Origin of the sequence: Paraclostridium sp., from assembly GCF_051656405.1 — a bacterium.
Lineage (GTDB): Bacteria > Bacillota > Clostridia > Peptostreptococcales > Peptostreptococcaceae > Paraclostridium.
The window spans coordinates 1-20,254 of the sequence record NZ_JBOGBV010000032.1 but is presented as its reverse complement, the minus strand read 5'-3'; the positions used below and the strand labels follow the sequence as shown (position 1 = coordinate 20,254).

Annotated in this window: 16 protein-coding genes and 1 other annotated feature; of the genes, 2 read left to right on the top strand and 14 right to left on the bottom strand. The window is 28.7% G+C overall.

Going from position 1 to position 20,254, the window contains the following annotated elements; genetic code table 11:
* The 7 genes from ACRDDE_RS04700 to ACRDDE_RS04670 all read right to left on the bottom strand — a co-directional run.
* Positions 1-152 (bottom strand): DUF1292 domain-containing protein (locus ACRDDE_RS04700; RefSeq protein WP_438625882.1); only part of this gene is annotated, 152 nt, incomplete at its 3' end.
* A 67-nt stretch (positions 153-219) separates the two neighbouring features.
* Entirely contained in the window at positions 220-645 is a 426-nt protein-coding gene (gene ruvX, locus ACRDDE_RS04695; protein ID WP_220795780.1) for a Holliday junction resolvase RuvX, read from the bottom strand.
* 145 nt (positions 646-790) lie between these two features.
* A complete protein-coding gene (locus ACRDDE_RS04690; RefSeq protein ID WP_438625879.1) occupies positions 791-2,959 on the bottom strand; it encodes a hypothetical protein in 2,169 nt (722 codons plus the stop codon).
* A gap of 9 nt (positions 2,960-2,968) precedes the next feature.
* Positions 2,969-3,229: an IreB family regulatory phosphoprotein gene (locus ACRDDE_RS04685; protein ID WP_021429857.1), complete on the bottom strand. Its 261-nt coding sequence runs from the start codon at positions 3,227-3,229 to the stop codon at positions 2,969-2,971.
* Positions 3,230-3,267: 38 nt separating this feature from the next.
* The gene (alaS, locus tag ACRDDE_RS04680) at positions 3,268-5,913 is read right to left on the bottom strand and encodes an alanine--tRNA ligase (protein ID WP_438625877.1); all 2,646 of its coding nucleotides are present in this window, start codon (positions 5,911-5,913) and stop codon (positions 3,268-3,270) included.
* Positions 5,914-5,977: 64 nt separating this feature from the next.
* Positions 5,978-6,199: a binding site (T-box leader), on the bottom strand.
* A 69-nt stretch (positions 6,200-6,268) separates the two neighbouring features.
* The gene (gene mnmA, locus ACRDDE_RS04675; RefSeq protein ID WP_438625876.1) at positions 6,269-7,354 is read right to left on the bottom strand and encodes a tRNA 2-thiouridine(34) synthase MnmA; all 1,086 of its coding nucleotides are present in this window, start codon (positions 7,352-7,354) and stop codon (positions 6,269-6,271) included.
* Positions 7,355-7,411: 57 nt separating this feature from the next.
* The gene (locus ACRDDE_RS04670) at positions 7,412-7,831 is read right to left on the bottom strand and encodes a hypothetical protein (protein WP_438625874.1); all 420 of its coding nucleotides are present in this window, start codon (positions 7,829-7,831) and stop codon (positions 7,412-7,414) included.
* 219 nt (positions 7,832-8,050) lie between these two features.
* Here ACRDDE_RS04670 and ACRDDE_RS04665 point away from each other — a divergent pair, with 219 nt between their 5' ends.
* Positions 8,051-8,467: a DUF3783 domain-containing protein gene (locus ACRDDE_RS04665; RefSeq protein WP_438625873.1), complete on the top strand. Its 417-nt coding sequence runs from the start codon at positions 8,051-8,053 to the stop codon at positions 8,465-8,467.
* A 60-nt stretch (positions 8,468-8,527) separates the two neighbouring features.
* Here ACRDDE_RS04665 and ACRDDE_RS04660 read toward each other — a convergent pair whose 3' ends face one another.
* The gene (locus ACRDDE_RS04660) at positions 8,528-9,448 is read right to left on the bottom strand and encodes a DUF2232 domain-containing protein (protein ID WP_438625871.1); all 921 of its coding nucleotides are present in this window, start codon (positions 9,446-9,448) and stop codon (positions 8,528-8,530) included.
* Between the two features lie 191 nt (positions 9,449-9,639).
* Complete coding sequence (locus ACRDDE_RS04655) at positions 9,640-11,310, bottom strand: MFS transporter (RefSeq protein WP_438625869.1); 1,671 nt, start codon at positions 11,308-11,310, stop codon at positions 9,640-9,642.
* Positions 11,311-11,827: 517 nt separating this feature from the next.
* Between ACRDDE_RS04655 and ACRDDE_RS04650 the strand changes: the two genes are divergently transcribed.
* A complete protein-coding gene (locus tag ACRDDE_RS04650) occupies positions 11,828-15,259 on the top strand; it encodes a pyruvate carboxylase (protein ID WP_438625867.1) in 3,432 nt (1,143 codons plus the stop codon).
* Between the two features lie 140 nt (positions 15,260-15,399).
* Here ACRDDE_RS04650 and ACRDDE_RS04645 read toward each other — a convergent pair whose 3' ends face one another.
* The 5 genes from ACRDDE_RS04645 to nifS form a co-directional block, all read right to left on the bottom strand.
* Complete coding sequence (locus ACRDDE_RS04645; protein ID WP_438625865.1) at positions 15,400-17,403, bottom strand: histidine kinase dimerization/phospho-acceptor domain-containing protein; 2,004 nt, start codon at positions 17,401-17,403, stop codon at positions 15,400-15,402.
* A gap of 24 nt (positions 17,404-17,427) precedes the next feature.
* Positions 17,428-17,652, bottom strand: coding sequence for a hypothetical protein (locus ACRDDE_RS04640; RefSeq protein ID WP_021432171.1), 225 nt, complete (start codon positions 17,650-17,652; stop codon positions 17,428-17,430).
* The gene (locus tag ACRDDE_RS04635; RefSeq protein ID WP_195945447.1) at positions 17,627-18,322 is read right to left on the bottom strand and encodes a response regulator transcription factor; all 696 of its coding nucleotides are present in this window, start codon (positions 18,320-18,322) and stop codon (positions 17,627-17,629) included. Before ACRDDE_RS04635 ends, ACRDDE_RS04640 begins: the two co-directional genes overlap by 26 nt.
* A 411-nt stretch (positions 18,323-18,733) precedes the next feature.
* Entirely contained in the window at positions 18,734-19,189 is a 456-nt protein-coding gene (gene nifU, locus ACRDDE_RS04630; RefSeq protein ID WP_021429900.1) for a Fe-S cluster assembly scaffold protein NifU, read from the bottom strand.
* 1 nt (position 19,190) lies between these two features.
* Positions 19,191-20,254: cysteine desulfurase NifS (nifS, locus tag ACRDDE_RS04625; RefSeq protein WP_438625863.1), on the bottom strand; the 1,064-nt coding region annotated here is incomplete at its 5' end.

Here is a 20,254-nt window from a genome sequence, read left to right as displayed (position 1 = left end):
TCAATTCTAAATATTAAAGCTTCTTCAGCATCATTATCTTCTAAAGGCATAAGTATTGCATACTCTTTTCCTTCTGCTTCTAAAGTTAATATTATTTCAAATTGTATTTCATTTCCATCTTGGTCTATTAAGTTTACTATATTTTCTTGCATGTATATCACCTCAAATTTAATTATTTAAATATATTATAACTTATATCAATGTTATTTTACATAGATTTTAGAAAATTCTTTTACTATCTAAATAACCTTGTAAAATTATTACTGCCGCAAGCATATCAATTACTTTTTTTCTTTTTTCTCTTCTAACGTCGGCTTCTATTAAAGATCTTTCTGCTGCCACTGTAGATAATCTCTCATCCCAGTATTCTATTTTTATACCCGTTTCTTGTTCTAATAACTCACAAAATTTTATAACTTTCTCACCTTGTGGGCCTAATGTTCCATTCATATTTTTAGGAAGTCCTGAAACTATCTTATTAACTTGTTTTTCTTTTATAATAGCTTTTAATTCCTCTATATCTTTTTTCTTTCCGACTCTTCTTACAGTCTTAACTCCTTGTGCCGTAATTCCCATAATATCACTAACTGCAACTCCTATAGTTTTATCTCCTACGTCAAGACCCATTATTCTTCCGTCTAATATCATTTAATTCTCCTTGGTCAACCAAATTTAATAATTATTCAATATATGTATATACTATATTCTTATTGTACTCTAATTTCAACACATTATGTACAGAAAAAATTAACCTAGATACTATTTTTTTAATATCTAGGTTAACATTATACTACTCTTTATCAAAAATCATCATATTTATACTCATAACCAATATTGGTATTAATATATAAATAGATGCTGTTCCAGCCGCAACTATTCCTGAATCATTAAAAATTAAAGTAACTATACACCCTACTGTTGTTGCTACAAATCCCTTAAATATATAAGGATATTTTTCTGACAACTTCTTAAAATGATTGGCAGGTTTAAAAATAAACTTAGTCATGTATCCAGCAACTACTAAAGCTACAACAATTAATATATTGCTAGTTGCAATATCTACATTCATTTGTATCTTCCTAGTAAATGTTTGAATTATAGCAATTGGACCATTTACAGATATCTGGTTTACAAATCCAGATAAATGAGACTGACTTTTAGAAACTACATCTAGTGCAGCAAATATACAAACAATCATTACTGGAACAAGTGATAGTAATATGCTCTTTTTAAGATCCATCTTAACATCAAATGCAAGTAATAAAAATAATGTATATGCCACAGATTCCGATATTGCTCCTCCAACATTTGCTCCCATTGATGGATAAGCACTAGTTATAAGTATAATTAAAGATGCAACAACTGCAATCCATTTAGGTATTTTTTTGTAGTTCACTAATACTGACATCGTAAATATAGCGCACCCTATAGTTATACCTTCATATTCATTTCCAACACCATAGTATCTAGCACCTATTATCGCATCATAACTCATTATATTATTTTGCATTAAGTGTGTTCCAAATATAGAATCAACCACTATTACGATAATAGTAAGTATAGAGAAAAATGCCATATACTTAATATCATCCTTAAAGAAAATTTTCCCTATTAAATATAACACCAATAAGGTTCCAAATATTCCTAAGGTTATACTAGTTGGAGTTGCAAAATTAAAAATAGGCGAAACTATAAACGCTAAAGGTATTACCACCCCTAGTTTTATAAATTCTTTTAATATGCTAAATACTAATTCTTTTTTAGGTAGTTTTTTTCTAAAGAAAATTAATAATACCGTACATATAATCCATGCTACTGCAACTATTCCCACAGTAGTGTTTACGATAGGAGTTCTCACTCCTAACATAGATACCATTTTATCAAATTCATGATTGATAAAACTTATATTATCTTCTTTATTAACTTCCTCAAATTCTCTTCCTACCATTTTTTCATTTTTTAGGCCAAACTTAGAAAGTATATCTACTCCTATATCTAAGTTTCCAACTACACCTTCTCTTCTTGTTGTAGCAGATTTTAAAACTCCCTTTTGAGATCCTTCAAATTTAATTACAGGAGATAGCCTTTTTTGATTTTTATAATCTGCTTTACTTGGAAAAGCTGACATTATATAAATTGTATCATTTTCATCAACCATTTTGAAAACTTCTTGTAAATAATCATCTATATTTTTATAAATATTTTTTTTCATATTATTGTAAGTTTTTTCATTTAAATAGTTTTTGTAATCATCTAATCTATACGTATCTCCAAGTTCAACAAATAAAACATCACTATTATCATAAAACTTTTTAGTTTCACTTTTTAGTTTATTATAATCTGTTCTTATTCCATAGGGCATAGTGTTGTCTTTGATATTTATATTATCTACATTACCATCGTCAACTCTACCTATGTTATCCATAGCCATTAATGCTATATTTCTATTTTTTATTAGTTCTCCATTATTAACTCTATCGGCGTTACCTATAACAGATGCCCTTAATTTATGATTTGATAAAGTCTGTCCTAACGATCCAAGTACAGAACCATAAGAACCATTCTCTAAGTTCTCACTTAGAGAATGGTTTATTGTCATATCATTTATTTTTTTGGGATTGTGTCCTGTTTCAGCTTTATATGCCTTTGCATTACCTTTATTAACTTCTTCAAAGTTAATTAGGTCCTGATTTGGCAAGGTAACTTTTCCTCCAGCACCTACAGCTGCATATGACCTTCTGTCATCTGTTCCTCTGTCACCTCTAATATTCATAAGCCCTATATAGCCTTCTTTTTCCATCTTTTTAGATAGAGAATCTATACTTAGCATGTCTTCAAGGCCAGTCCTATTTAAATCAATCACTATTGCCTTGCCTTTATCATCAGCAAAACAGATGCTAGGAACAGAACTTATAAGTATCATTAAAATTGTTAATAAGGATACAATCTTTTTTTTCATAAGATTGACCTACTTTCTATTGTTCAAATAATAAGTGATAACCTCTTCTAATATTTCATCTCTTTCAAATTTCTTCATTATCCCTCTAGCATTATTGTGACTTGTTATATAACTAGAATCTCCTGAAAGTATATACCCTATAATTTGATTTATTGGGTTATATCCTTTCTCTTGAAGTGAATCATAAACTAAGTCGATAGCCTCACTAACACTCATTTGTTCAGATGTTATACCTTCGAATTTCATTGTATAATCCATATTTTCATTCATACTACAACACCCCTATCTTTAATATTTATTTAAAATTATTATTTCACTTGAGTTTTTAAAACCTCTTTTGCATGATTTAAAGCTTCGTCAACCTTAGCTACATCTGGAGCTCCAGCTTGTGCCATATTAGGTCTTCCTCCACCTTTTCCTCCTGCTACTTGAGCTACTTCTCTAACTATATTTCCAGCGTGAACACCTTTTTCAATGACATCTTTAGTAGCTGTAGCAACAAAGTTTATTTTTCCTCCTGCTACATTTCCTAATACTACTACTCCAGAAGCTAACTTGTCTCTTAAAGTATCTGCAGTGTTTCTAAGTGTATCCATATCCATGTCTTCAAACTTAGCTGTTACTATATTTACTCCATTTATATCTGTCTTAGAGTCTAATATAGAGTCTGCAGATTGTAAGCTCATTTTTGCTTTTACTTCATTTAATTCTTTAGCTAATGACTTGTTTTCATCTAATAAGTTAGTTACTCTTGCTACTAAATTATCTTCTTTAGCTTTAACAGATGTACACACTTCATTTATTAAATCTTGCTTGTTGTTTAAGAAGTAATATACTTCTTTACCAGTTATAGCTTCTATTCTTCTTACTCCTGCTGCAACTCCACCTTCAGAAAGTATCTTAAACATACCTATTTGAGAAGTGTTTGTTAAGTGAGTACCTCCACATAATTCTATAGAGAATTCTCCCATTGAAACAACTCTTACTTCATCACCATATTTTTCTCCGAATAATGCTGTTGCACCTTTTTGACCAGCATCTGTCATACTCATAGTTTCACAAGTTATATCTAATGCTTCAAATATAATATTGTTTACTTTTTCTTCAATAAGCTTTAACTCATCTTTTGATATAGATTCAAAGTGAGTTACGTCAAATCTTAATCTTTCTGGAGTAACAAGTGATCCAGCTTGGTTTACGTGATCTCCTAAAACTTCTTTTAATACCTTATGAAGAACATGTGTAGCACTGTGGTTTCTTGCTGAAGCTAATCTAACTTCTTTATTAACCTTAGTATATACTACATCTTCAAGTTTTATAATTCCTGATTTAACTATACATACATGCTTTATAGTGTTATTTGGACCTTTTTTAGTATCTAAAACTTCTACTACTAAATCTTCGTTTTTATTAACTAAAAGACCTTTGTCTCCAACTTGTCCTCCACCTTCTGCATAAAATGCAGTTTTGTCAAGAACTATTACAACTTCATCACCAACACTAGCTGAGTCTACTAATTCATTATTTTTAGCTATTCCCTTAACAGTTGATTCTATAGATAGAATATCATATCCTTCAAAATTTGTAACTATATCTTTATCTAATTTAGCTATAGCATCTTCTTTCCATGCTTCTGCATCCATATTTCCTCTTGCATCTCTAGCTGTTTGTCTTTGTTTTTCCATTTCAGCTTTGAAGCCTTCTTCATCTATTTCTAAATGTTCTTCTTCTAATATTTCTTTTGTTAAGTCAACTGGGAATCCATAAGTATCATATAATCTAAATGCATTCTCTCCACTTAAAGTTTTCTCATTTCTAGCTTTTAACGCTTCTATATATGAAGATAATATTTCATTACCTTTATCTATAGTTTCATTAAACTTTTCTTCTTCTATTCTTATAACTTTTTTAATGTAGTCAGCTTTTTCAACTAACTCTGGATAAGCTTCTCCACTTACAGATATAACTTCATCAACTAAGTTGTATAAGAATGGATCTTTCATTCCAAGTAATTTACCATTACGAGCAGCTCTTCTTAATAATCTTCTTAATACGTATCCTCTACCTTCATTTGATGGTAAAACTCCATCCGCAACTAAGAAACTTACACTTCTTATATGATCAGTTATTATTCTTATAGATTTATCAGTTTTGTAATCTTTTCCATATGTTGAATTTGTCATTTTCTCAACAGCGTTTAATATTTGCTTTATAGTATCTACATCAAATATAGTGTCAACTCCTTGCATTATACATGCAATTCTTTCAAGACCCATCCCTGTATCTATGTTTTTGTTCTCTAATGGATTGTAATTTCCTTCTTCATCTTTGTTAAATTGAGAGAAAACATGGTTCCAGAATTCTAAGTATCTATCACAATCACATCCTGGTTTACAATCTGGATTATCACATCCATACTCTTCACCTCTATCAAAGTGAATTTCTGAACAAGGTCCACAAGCACCAGTTCCGATTTCCCAGAAGTTGTCTTCTTTTCCAAGTCTTACTATTCTTTCTTTTGGTATACCTATTTCTTTTTCCCATATTTCAAAAGCTTCGTCATCTTCAAAGTATACACTTACCCATACTTTATCTTGAGGTATGTTTAAATGTTCTGTAACAAACTCCCATCCCCATTTTAAAGTTTCTTCTTTAAAGTAATCTCCAAAAGAGAAGTTTCCAAGCATTTCGAATAATGTAGCATGTCTAGCTGTAACCCCTACATTTTCTATATCTCCTGTTCTTACACACTTTTGACAAGTAGTCATTCTCTTACTTGGCGGAATCTCTGTTCCTGAAAAATAATTTTTAAGAGGTGCCATACCTGCATTTATTAATAATAAACTTTTATCATTATGTGGCACTAATGAATAACTTTGTTGAACTAAGTGTCCTTTTGATTCAAAGAATTTTAAAAATCTACTTCTTATTTCGTTTAATCCCATTTTTTGCATTTTAAATTGCCTCCTTAAATTTGCTACTTTTCTATGAATTAAAAAATCCCCGCCTCTATAATACTATAGGGGCGAGGATATATCTCGCGGTACCACCCTAATTACTGTAAAAAATCTACAGTATCTTCGGAAAACCTTAAGTTATAACGGAACTACCGTCAACTCCTACTTAGGTTCAAAGTTGATACTCCAAGACTGCTTCAATTAATCTATCATAAGGGCTTTCACCTATTCCCTCTCTCTGTAATGCTTCAATTAATTTACTATTTCTTTTCACTGTATTTAAAATTATTTTATTTCTATATGATTAATAGTTATATTACTAAATTTCATGAAAATAATCAATAGTTTTTTATTATAGGCTTTTTTCTATTACTCCTCCACCTACAACTTTTTCTCCATCATACATAACAACTGATTGACCTTTAGTTATCGCTCTTTGTGGTTGGTCAAATACTATTTTAAATGTATTTTTTCCAACTTTAGTTACTGTAGCATCTGATGCTTTTGCTGAATATCTAACTTTAGCTTGTACTCTTATAGGTTCGTTTATATCATCTATTGAGATTAAATTTACATCCCTAGCTATTAATGCATTTGAGAATATATCTTCATTATCACCTAATACAACTGTATTTTTAACTGGGTCTATATCAACAACAAACATAGGCTTTCCAAATGCAATTCCTAGACCTTTTCTTTGACCTATAGTGTAATTTATTATTCCCTTATGCTTTCCTAATACATTACCATTAGTATCTACGAAAAATCCTGGATCAATTCTCTTTTTAGAATGTTTCTGTACATAGCCTGCATAGTCATTATCTTTTACAAAACATATTTCTTGACTATCTGGTTTATTGTGAACTTCTATACCTATCTCTTTTGCAATCTCTCTAACTTTATCTTTTTCATACTCTCCTATAGGAAGTAAAGTATGCTCTAATTGCTCTTGAGTTAAATTGTATAATGCGTAAGTTTGGTCTTTTTTATCCGTAACAGATTTTTTAAGTAAATATCTACCTGTCTCTTCATCTTTTTCTATTTTAGCGTAATGTCCTGTAGCTACATAATCACATCCTATTTGACGAGCTTTATTAAAGAAATCATCAAATTTTATATGCTTATTACAAGCTATACAAGGATTTGGAGTTCTTCCCTTTAAATATTCATCTATAAATGGTTCGATTACCTTCTCTTTAAATACCTCGCTAAAGTTTAATACGTAAAAAGGTATCCCTATTCTATCAGCAACTTTTCTCGCATCTTCAACTGCTGCTAAAGAACAACATCCTCCCTCATTTTCTATAAGTTCATCATCATCGTCTTGCCATAATTTCATAGTAACACCTATTACATCATATCCTTGCTCTTTTAAAAGATACGCTGCAACAGAACTATCTACTCCACCACTCATACCGATCATTACTCTTTTTTTCATATTATCACCTCGTTCTTTATATTATATATACTTTGATATATTTTTTAAAGTATTAACTTATAGGTTATCCATTAAATCATTTGCTTTTTTGTATAAATTATGATTTTTTATAAATCCTCTATAAGTTTTTATAAACCAAATTCCAAATATTAAAACTACTATATATATAGGCCAAGCCACTATACTTATCACTGCAAATATAATGCTAATTATAACCCCAAGCATTCCTATTATTATTTTTGTATCCATTATTTGAACAAAGTCAGGAAAATAGCTTATACTAAACCAACTCATTGAGCTTAAAATTAACATTCCAAATATCATTATACCCGCAAAAACAATTGGAGGAACTATAAGTGCTTTTGAAATTATTTCCAAGGGTTTATCTAGTACTTTTCTTAATGCCCAGTTTTTACTTATATTAACATGATTTTTAAGTTTTTTATTTATATAATTTAAAAATTGAGTTTTATCCATTTCATTTCTCCTTTTAAAATATATACTACTATGTTTTACATAATAGTATACCATAAAATAATTAAGATGTCTTTATATGATATATACATATTAATTCACTTATATATAGTAGTCACCTTTTTAAATAAGCCTTTTATAAAGTTCGTGTTTATGTTTAAAATTTTCTAAATTTGGTATCAATAATAGTAAACTTATTAAAAAGGAGGTGCTTAAATTACTATGGATTTTAAAAATATAAATACTCTGCCTACTTATAGCGACGATAGAGTTTGCGTCTTACTTTATAACTTTAATGCAAAAGATTTGAGTATGTTGAAAAATATATGCAATCTAATAGGCCTAAAAGATCAAATAGTCCTTATGCCTAAGAATGCTACAACTTTAGTAAAAGATATTTTAAATAATAATATAGATGAAAGTTGCGAAGATGGATTAAAGCATAATGCTGTTATATTTAACAATGTAGACCATGTTAAAATTCACTCTTTTATGGAAGCTCTTAAAAAATTTAGGATACAAAGACCTTTAATTGCGGTTGTTACTGAAACTTCCATTGACTGGGAATTAAATACTGTAATACAAAACTTAATTGAAGAAAGAGAAGCCTTAAAGTCAGGGAAACCTCTTAATCACTAAATTTAAAAAGCGCCCCGCAACAAATGCTACAGGGTGCTTTTTGTTTTATTTTAAATTGTCCTAAGTCATTTTCAGCTTCATAGGTGCATAGAAAAATGCAATAGCTGAAATTATCCAAAAGCTAATATTAAACTTTATAACTAATGAAGCTAAGAATGTCATACCCATTATATTTAATGCCATTATAGACTTTGTTCTTTGATAAGTATAAAGTCTTAAATATGCATATGCATCTCTTATTAAAAAATAATAAACAATATACTTTATAGTTTCAGTTATAGTAAGCAAATATACAAACTTTATATCAACACCTAACATATTTTTCAATTGAATTACAAGTAAATATGCTAATCCACAATATACAGTAGATTTAGAACAATATATGTAATTTGCATACTGTCTAATATTTTTTAAAATGTATAATTTTCTTTTGCCCTCTTCATTCAAAGACTTAATTCTATCTCCAATAAATAAACTTGCAAAATAAGTCATTATAATAGTTCCAAGAGGAAGTGTAGCTATAAACATGTAAAATAAAACTTCTTTAAACCCATCACTTACAGGCCAAGGTGCTAACATATTTTTATAATCTTTTATAAAACTAAATCCAATTAATTTAGAAAACCACACATCTACCATAACCATTATAAAGCAAGATAGTATACTCAAATAAAATAAATCATCAAAGATTTTAGTCTTTTTAGTTATAACATAACCACACATAATTCCAATAATCATACTTTGACTCATACAAATTGCCGATCCTATATTACCCATTACTAACCCCACAAGTAACAAACAAGTTACCATTGCAAGTATTGTAAATTTAAAATCGCATCGTAAATATATAATTGCTATAAAAATCGGAACTATTATGTCTATGTAAAGTCCATACAAAAGTCCTGTAGATATTGCAAATATACTACAAACTATGAAAAGTGCAGACATTATAGCTGCCTCAGTCATCTTTTTTATTTCCATATAAATCCTTCTTTCTATACAAAATTCACTTATATAATTTTGCCAACGACATTACAAACCATATCCGTTGATCAAGTTTATAAGGGATTTAAAATATACATATTGATACATTATAACATAGACGTTAATAAAATTCTTTATACATTAAAATAACTACAATCTAGCTTTTACCTAGATTGTAGTTATTTTAATTAAGCTTCTTTTTTATGATTTTTTAAAAATAAAGATGCTATTAATCCACATAAAGCTATTACTGCAGTTCCTATAAATAAATGTGCATATCCTTGGTTCATTGTGTATTGATAAGCATGAACTATATTAGGTTTAGCTTTATCTAAACTAATTAAATAGTTACTTTTTAATATGTCAAAATTCATATTAGGATTAGATGCCATAGTATGTTGTAATCCATTAAACATAGAATTTACAAAAGATTTAACGACATCAAATATATTTGTTACATCTGCATTTTGAAACTTATTTAGCATCTCAGATGACATACTTCCTCCACCAAAAGAAGCTCCGGGTATTGGAGGCATTACTTTTTGAATTGCAGCTGGTACATTTCTACCCGCGTCAGAAACAAAATTTATAAGTAAATTAGGTGATACCGCAACCCCTATAGATCTAAGTAAGGATACAGTAGATTGCCCCATAGATATCTCCTCTGGCTTAACTAAGCTCATCATTAAATAATTTATAGGAGTTCCCATCGTAAATCCCATCCCAATTCCCATAAATACTAAACCTACTGTTAAGTTTGTAAAATTAGGATGATTCGCTGTAATAAATGCTTGGTATAAAACCCCTATTATACTTGAGCTAAATCCCAATAATAAAAGCTTTTTAACTCCATATTTATCAATAAATTTTCCACCAAGAGGTGCTGCTATTCCTGTAAACACAGCAAATAAAGTTACTATATATCCCCCACTACCCCTTTTTAGTTTTAATACGTTCTCTGAGAATTGAGGTAGAAATACAGTTCCCATAAGCCCACAACCAACTATAAAACTTAAAAATAAAGTTAATGCAGTCTGCTTATTTGTAAAAAATCCTAAGTTTAAAACAGGATCTTCTGCTCTTTTTTCTATATATATTACTATAGGTATAAAAACTATAGTTGTTAATAAATAAGGCCATACATCTATTGATTTAACTGAGTTTGCAAAATCATAGAATTTTAAATTAGTTAATCCATACATTAAAGATGCTACAACTATACTTAATGCTACACATCCCCATACATCCATTTTCTTAACTTTAGAAGATTGTTTATTTTCTTCTAATTTAAAAGATGTAAATAAAATTATTATACTTATAGGCACGTTTATCAAAAATAAATATCCCCATCTGCTATCTCCTGCTATTGAAAGAACAAGACTTCCTAAAGTAGGTCCAAGAACTGTTGCTATTCCATATATTCCACCTACCATACCAAGAGCTGAACCTCTTTTCTCTTCTGGAAATGATGCCCCTATATAAGCAGTAGCTATTGGCATTATACCTCCTCCTCCTATAGCTTGAATAACTCTTGATACTAGTAAAAATTCATAACTTCCAACTATATCAGATATCCCACAAAGCAAAGATCCTATTGCAAATAGTGAAACACAAATTATATATACTTTCTTTCGTCCATAAATATCAGCCATTTTCCCTGTTATTGGCATAGATACTGCATAAGCTAATGTATATATAGTTATCATCCATACACTTGCTGACTGTGATACCCCTAGACCATTTGCTATTACATTTCTTGCCGGAGATACTATACCTGAGTCCATAGCTCCCATAAAAATGCCAAGTAAAAATACTATCATAGCTATAGCTGTAGTATTTTTATTTGATTTCTCATTCATAAAAAAACACTCCTCTTATTAAATCTATTTATTTATTAATTTAAGATAATTGAAGAGTTTTTGTTCCTATTTTAACTTATACTCATTTTAAAATATAATAAAGTTAATATTATATTCTAAAGTAAATATAAATTTTTACTTTTTACAACACTCAATTATCTCAATAATGTTCATATACCCACATTAATTAATATTATTCATATTGTTAATCAAAACAGATTTGGTGAATTTATATTAAATCTTCTTAAATATATGTTTATATAATTAATTATTTCCTTTTATTATAAAGTGCTTTAAAAATCTTACTTTATATTTATTCGGAAAATATACTTTTTAAGTGATTTCACCTTTTTTACACGTGTTTAATAAGATAGTTATGTGCTTTTAAATTATATAAGTTGCATGATTCGATAAATATTTCTTATTTATTAAGGAGTTTTTATAACCATATTTAAAATTAAAGTAAATTAGTCTATAATCTTTAATATAAAAAGAATTAAGGGGGATTTTTTCAGTTATGCTTAAAAAAATTAATAAGATTTTAGTAGCCAATCGTGGTGAAATTGCGATTAGGATATTTAGAGCTTGCTCTGAATTAGGTATAAAAAGCGTTGGGATATATAGTAAAGAAGATAAATATTCGTTATTTAGAACTAAAGCTGATGAATCATATTTAATAGGAGAGGATAAAGGTCCTATTGATGCTTATTTAGATATAGACGGCATAATTGAATTAGCCAAAAGTAAAAATGTAGATGCAATTCATCCTGGTTACGGATTTTTATCTGAAAATCCAGAATTCGTAAAAAAATGTGAAGAAAACGGAATAATATTTATAGGTCCGTCTGCTGAAATAATGAATATGATGGGAGATAAAATCAACTCAAAACAAATAGCTAAACAAGCTAATGTTCCCACTATTCCAGGTATAGATGAGTCAATTAAAAGCATAGAAAGAGCTAAAGAAATAGCTAATAAAATTGGTTATCCTATAATGCTTAAAGCTTCCAATGGCGGTGGCGGAAGAGGTATGCGAATTGTATACAGCGAAGATAACTTAAATATAGAATACGAAACTGCATGTAGCGAATCAAGAAAAGCCTTTGGTGAGGATATTATATTTATAGAAAAATATATACCTAATCCAAAACATATAGAAGTTCAAATACTTGGAGATAAATTTGGGAATATAGTTCATTTATATGAAAGAGATTGTTCAGTTCAAAGAAGACATCAAAAAATAATAGAATATGCTCCAGCCTTTTCTCTATCTCATAAACTTAGAGAACAAATATGTACTAATGCTGTAAAAATAGCTAAACATGTGGGCTATGTAAATGCAGGCACATTAGAATTTTTAGTTGATGAAAATGAAAACTTCTACTTTATTGAAATGAATCCGAGAGTTCAAGTTGAGCATACTGTAACAGAAATGATAACAGGTATAGATATCGTTCAAAGTCAAATATTAATAGCTCAAGGATATAAATTAGAAGATGAACCTATAAACATAAAATCACAAGAAGACATACAAGTAAGAGGCTACTCTATCCAATGTAGAATAACTACAGAAGATCCTAAAAACAACTTTATGCCTGACACTGGCAAAATACAAGTTTATAGAACTGGTTCAGGTTTTGGTATAAGACTAGATGGTGGAAACGGATTTACAGGCTCTACAATAAGCCCTTACTACGATAGTTTGTTAGTTAAGACAATATCTTGGGATAGAACTTTTAAAGGAGCTATAAACAAAACAGTTCGTTCAATTAAAGAACTTAGAATTAGAGGTGTTAAGACAAATATAGGTTTCTTAGTTAATGTATTAAATAACCCAATTTTCTCACAAGGAAACTGTAGTACAAAATTCATTGATGAAAATCCAGATTTATTTGAAATAAAAGAAAGTAAAGATAGAGGAACTAAACTACTTCAATTTATAGGAAATACTATAGTAAATGAAAATAAATGTTCTGAAAAACCTGAGTTTCAAACTATATATAACCCTAAATCAAGTAATGCATTTTCTCCAAACGAAGGAAGTAAAATATTATTTGATAAACTAGGTAAAAAAGATTATTTAGAATCTGTAAAAAAAGAAAAAAAACTACTTCTAACCGACACCACTATGAGGGATGCTCATCAGTCTCTTTTAGCAACAAGACTTAGAAGTTACGACTTATTAAAAGTTGCACAACCAACAAGTGAACATATGAAAGATTTATTCTCTCTTGAAATGTGGGGTGGAGCAACTTACGACGTAGCATATAGATTTTTAAAAGAATCTCCATGGGTAAGGCTTGAAAAATTAAGAGAGGAAATTCCTAACATAATGTTTCAAATGCTATTTAGAGCATCTAATGGAGTTGGTTATAAAAACTATCCCGATAACGTTATAAAGGAATTCTTAAAAGAATCTGCAAATAAAGGAATTGATGTTTTTAGAATATTTGACTCTCTTAACTGGGTTGAAAATATGAAACCATCTATATATACAGCTCTTGAGACTGGTAAAATTGTTGAATCTACAATATGTTATACAGGAGATATTTTAGATCCAAATAAGACTAAGTATAATTTAGAGTATTACATTAATATGGCTAGACAATTAGAAGAACTAGGTTCTGATATTATATGTATCAAAGATATGGCAGGTCTTTTAAAACCATATGCTGCCTATACTCTTATAAAAGCATTAAAAGAAAATGTTAATATTCCTATCCACCTACACACTCATGACACAAGTGGTAATGGAGTTGCGACATGCTTAATGGCTTCTGAAGCTGGTGTTGATATTGTTGATGGAGCACTTGAAACAATGGCAGGACTTACTAGTCAGCCTTCATTAAATTCAATTGTAGAAGCTCTTAAAAATACAGAAAGAGATACTAAAATAGATTTATATGGATTTGAAGAATTGGGTAATTACTATAAAGATTTACGTAATGTATACTCAAAATTTGAAAGTGATTTAAAAAATCCATCTGCTGAAATTTACAAATATGAAATTCCAGGTGGTCAATATACAAACTTAAAGCCTCAAGCTGATAGTTTAGGTTTATCTGATAAGTTTGATCAAGTAAAAGAAAAGTATAAAGAATCTAATGAAATATTAGGTGATATCATTAAAGTTACTCCATCATCTAAAGTTGTAGGTGATTTAGCAATATTTATGGTAAAAAATAAATTAGACAAAGTTAATATAGTTTCAGAAGGGAAAAATCTTTCATTCCCAGATTCAGTTGTTGACTATTGTAGGGGTATGATAGGTCAACCTGAAGGAGGAATACCTAAGGATATTCAAAAGGTAGTACTAAAAGGAGAAACTCCTATAACAGTAAGACCTGGAGAACTAATTCCAAGTGAAGATTTTGAATCTGTAAAAAAATATTTGGATGAAAAATTTAGTATGGATTCTAATGTACGAAATATATTAAGTTACACACTTTATCCTAATGTTTATGAAGATTATTTAAAACATTTACAGTTATATAATGATATTTCAAAACTTGAAAGTCACGTATATTTTAATGGTTTATCAATAGGGGAAGAATGTGAAGTAGAGATTGAAGAAGGAAAAGTATTAACTATAAAGTTAATAGAAATCGGGGATATAAAAGAGGACGGAAATAGAACTTTATCATTTGAACTAAATGGAATGATGAGAGATATAGAAGTTAGTGATACTCACTATAGTTCAAATATTAAAGATATCTTAAAAGCTGATATGAACAACCCTTTACAAATAGGTGCTAGCATTCCTGGAAAGGTTGTAAACATATTAGTTGAAGAAAACCAAGAAGTTAAAGAAAATCAACCACTTATAGTTATTGAAGCTATGAAAATGGAAACTGTTATAGTAGCTAAAGCAAGTGGATGTATTAAATCTATTTATGTAAGTCAAGATGAAATGGTAAAAGATAAACAATTACTAATAGATATGCAATAAAAATAAAAAGCTATATCAAGTTGACTGCAACTCCGTATAAATATATAAGTTTTGCTCCCCAAATCAAAAATACGATTTGAAAGGTCGCTAAAACTTATATATTTATACTATGCTGATTTATTTGATATAGCTTTTTTATTTTATATTGTGTTGAATGAGAGTTCTACCTTAAATAAGTCTCCATCTATTTGAACACCTAATTTACCACCTTGAAGTTGTACTAAGTCTCGAGCAATAGCTAGTCCAAGTCCGCTTCCCTCTGTATTTCTAGCTAAGTCTCCCCTTTTAAATCTTTCAAGTATTTCACTTGCTTCAAAGTTTAATTCGTATGCTGATATATTTTTCATAGAAACAAATACTTGATTTTCATTCACTACCATATCTACATATACTCTTGTATTTTCATGAGAGTATTTAGATATATTTACTAATAAATTTTCAAATACTCTATACATTCGTCTTCCATCACAATTTATATAAACAGGTTCTTTTGGGATATTTAATTTTAAACTCAAATTAGATTCTATTAATTTTTCTTCATTTTCGCCTATACTTTGTCTTAATAGTTGATTTAAATCCAACTTTTCAATATTAAGATCAATATTTCCACTACTTGCTTTACTAGCCTCAAACAAATCTTCTATAAGATTTTTTAAACGTTTTGACTTATTGTCTAATATATTTATATAATCATTTAAGTACTCAGGCTGTACATTTTCTTCTTTTTTTATTAAGTCAACATAATTGATTATTGATGTTAAAGGCGTTTTTAAATCATGACTTACATTTGTTATAAGCTCCGTTTTCATTCTTTCACTTTTTAATGTTTCTTCTATTGCATTTTCAAGTCCATCACTTAAGTTATTTATATTTTCTGCAAGAATAGTTAAGCTATTGTTATCTCTTAATTTTATTTTATGATTTATATCTCCATTTTTTATTTTTTCTGTACCTTCTATTATTTCATCAATATAAGCTAATCTGTTTATTGTATATCCAGTTACAACAAATAAAACTGAAGATAGTATAGTTAAAATAAACATAACTATTCTAAGCGAAATTGAATAAAATTGTACATGTAAAAACATTAATATAAATGTTGTACCCATTAATATTAATAAATCTAATAAAATCAACCTTTTTATTAAAGGTACTTTCTTTCCATAATTAATTGTATTTGTTATTACATTTACAAAAAACTTTCCAAATTTATAAGTTATACTGTTTTTCAGAAGTTCACTCTTTTCATCCAAATTTATAAAATAGCTTATCCATATGAATGTGAAGCTTAAAAATATAAATTTTAAAATTACAGACCACCTAGAACTTATATCTAAAACTGCAAACATTCCTAATACTAAAAATATAAAGGCATATATTTCTAAAGGTATTTTTGCATATAATTTTAATATTAATCCTTCTTTATTTATAAGTTTTCCTTTATTTTTTATAAAGGCTATTAATGAGATTATTGAAATAATAGCTGATATCATTAAAATTTCATTTAACTTATTCGATAGGTTTTTATAGTATTCAAAGTTATAGTAATCATTATTAAGCTCCATGCTACCCCAAGCGTAGGAATTGTTTGTAGGTACTTTGGGAAATGACATACTTATATTCATGTTATCTTTAATAACTCCACCAAATTTTTCTCTATTTAACTTATATGTATTTTGTTTATTATCTATAATTTTAGTATAGTTAACTACATCACCTTTAAAATTAATTTCTAAATTACAAAAATCTCTTTGATATTTTCTAAATTCATCATTACTTGCAAAATTAGTGTTGGTATAACTAATTCCAGTTGAACTATTTGCTGCAAAAAATTTTATATCCTTAAGCTCATATAATCTATTTCTAGATCCTAGTATATCTTCCTTTGGATACCTCTGTGTACTTGACGTTGCTACTTCTATATCACTTAATATCATTTGAACTGTGGAATTTTCAAATGTATTACTTTCAAAGAAATTTTTTGCAGATGTGATATTAGAATTTGTAGTTATGTCACTTGTCGTGATATAATTAGCAGTACTTCCCAAAAATAAGTCCTCAGCCACTGTTCCTAACGTTGCTGTTGAAATTAATAATATGATTAAAGTTATAAACTTTAATATTTTTTTATTTGTCTTTTTCATTTATTCACCCATTTCTTCGCTTGCCTATAATAAATTCATAGCTCTCATAATTTTGTAAAAAATAAAATTTGAAATTGCTAAAATTAAGAATTGTAGACCTAACTGTCCTTCTAAATATGTAAATCCTATTAAAACAGCTCCAACTTGTGTCATGAAGAAAAATATAAGTAAAAGTGCAAAATGCATTACTAACTGTATATTCCATCTTTTAATTTTTAAAATATTATAACTTCTCGATTTTGTATCCAACGCCCCACACCACCTTTAAGTATCTTGGTTCTTTAGGATTAATTTCGATTTTTTCTCTAATTCTCCTAATATGAACACTGACTGTATTTTCTGAGTTAAAACTCTCTTCTTCCCAAACTCTTTCATAAATTTCATCTATTGAAAAAACTCTACCTTTATTAGAAATTAGAAGATTTAAAATCTTAAATTCTATAGGTGTAAGTTTAACTAATTCTTCATCAACAAATACTTCTTTACTATTAATGTTTAATTTAAGATCTCCACTTTGTAAAATATCTTTATTTTCTACAGATTCGTAATTCCCTAAATTTATGTATCTTCTAAGTTGTGACTTAGTCCTCGCTATAAGTTCTAATGGATTGAATGGTTTTGTTATATAATCATCTGCTCCAATATTTAATCCAATAATTTTATCACTGTCTTCACTTTTTGCAGATACTAATATTATTGGTATATTTTTTTCTTCTCTAATTTTTATGGTAGCTTTTATTCCATCTAATTTAGGCATCATTATATCCATAATTATCAAATGAATATTTTGTGATACTAAAATTTCTAATGCTTCGATACCGTCATAAGCTTTAAATATATTAAATCCTTCATTTCTTAAGTAGATTTCAATAGAGTCTACTATTTCTTTATCATCATCAACAACTAAAATATTGCTCATATACTTACCTCACTTCATTTAATCATCCGTTTTGATTATACAATATCCCGACCTTTCTAGCTTTATTTTTTCTATATTTATATAATAAACTATAAATCTTAAGATTTTCTTAACATAAATCTTAAGATTTTCTTACAATTTTATTTCTTTCTAAAATTATCTTCATATATTAGACGATAAATTATTCAAAAAAGTTTCATTTTTTACAAAAATAACAAAAATTTACTTCGTCCGTTGCGTAAAAAAGAGGGCATTTATAACTTATCGTTATAAATGCCCTCTTTTCCTTATTCCCACATAATTTAAATTTCTTAATAACAAATAGAGAGTAATATGTATTGACGCAACACTTACGTACGCAGTACGTCGTGTGAAGGAAATACACATTACTCTCTTATTTATATTTTAATTTTAAACTAAATCTTCTTCTAAATCATGGTGATGATCGTGGTCATCTTCTATAACAACACCATCTAAAGCAGCTATGTGTATATTATTCTTTTTAGAGTAATCTATTAAAGCAGCTTTTATAGCTTGTTCTGCTAATACTGAACAGTGCATTTTTACTGGTGGTAATCCATCTAATGCTTCTGCAACAGCTTTATTTGTTATTTCTAAAGCTTCTTCTATAGTTTTACCTTTTATTAATTCTGTAGCCATAGAAGAACTTGCTATAGCTGATCCACATCCGAAAGTCATAAACTTAACATCGTTTATTATTTTAGTGTCATTATCTATATCAAGATATATTCTCATTATATCTCCACATTTAACGTTTCCAACTTCTCCTATTCCACTAGCATCCTCTATTTCTCCAACATTTCTTGGGTTCATGAAATGATCCATAACTTTTTCACTGTATTGCATATTAATTACCTCCCTTTTCTAACTTGTTGTATAATGGTGACATACTTCTTAGTCTCTCTATTATTTTTGGTAAGTTATCTATTATATAATCTATATCTTCTTCTGTTGTAAAATCTCCTATACTAAGTCTTAATGACCCATGAGCTATCTCATGAGGTAGCCCCATAGCCATAAGAACGTGAGATGGATCTAATGATCCAGAAGTACAAGCTGATCCACTTGATGCTCCTATACCTAACATATCTAACATTAATAGTATTCCTTCTCCTTCTATAAACTCAAATGAGAAGTTTACATTTCCTGGAAGTCTGTACTCTAAGCTTCCATTAACTTTTGTATGAGGTATTCTTTCTAATATACCATCTATAAGTTTAGCTCTTAATGCTGTTAATCTTTCTATATGCTCTTCCATGTTAGATTTTGCAAGTTCACATGCTTTTGCATATCCAACTATACCTGGTATATTTTCTGTACCCGCTCTTCTTCTTCTCTCTTGTGCTCCACCATGAACGAATGTGTGTAGCTTAACACCAGTTCTTATGTATAAAGCACCTATACCTTTTGGTCCATAAATCTTATGAGATGACATACTCATTAAATCTATATTTAACTCTTTAACATCTATTGGTATATTTCCAGCAGCTTGAACAGCATCTGTGTGGAATATAATATTATGCTTTTTAGCTATTTCTCCTATTTCTTTTATAGGTTGTATAGTTCCTACTTCGTTGTTAGCAAACATTACACTTATTAATATAGTTTTGTCTGTTATTGCTTTTTCAACATCTTCAGCATTTACTCTACCATCAGCATCTACATCTAAGTATGTTACTTCAAATCCATGATGCTTTTCTAAATATTCACAAACATGTAATATACCATGATGTTCTATTTTAGAAGTTATTATATGATTTCCTTTAGCCTTGTTTGCAAAAGCAACTCCTTCTATTGCCCAGTTGTCACTTTCTGTTCCACCAGCTGTAAAGTATATTTCATTTGGTTTTGCATTTATAAGATTAGCTACAGTTTCTCTTGATTTATCTAAAACATTCTTTGCATCTCTCC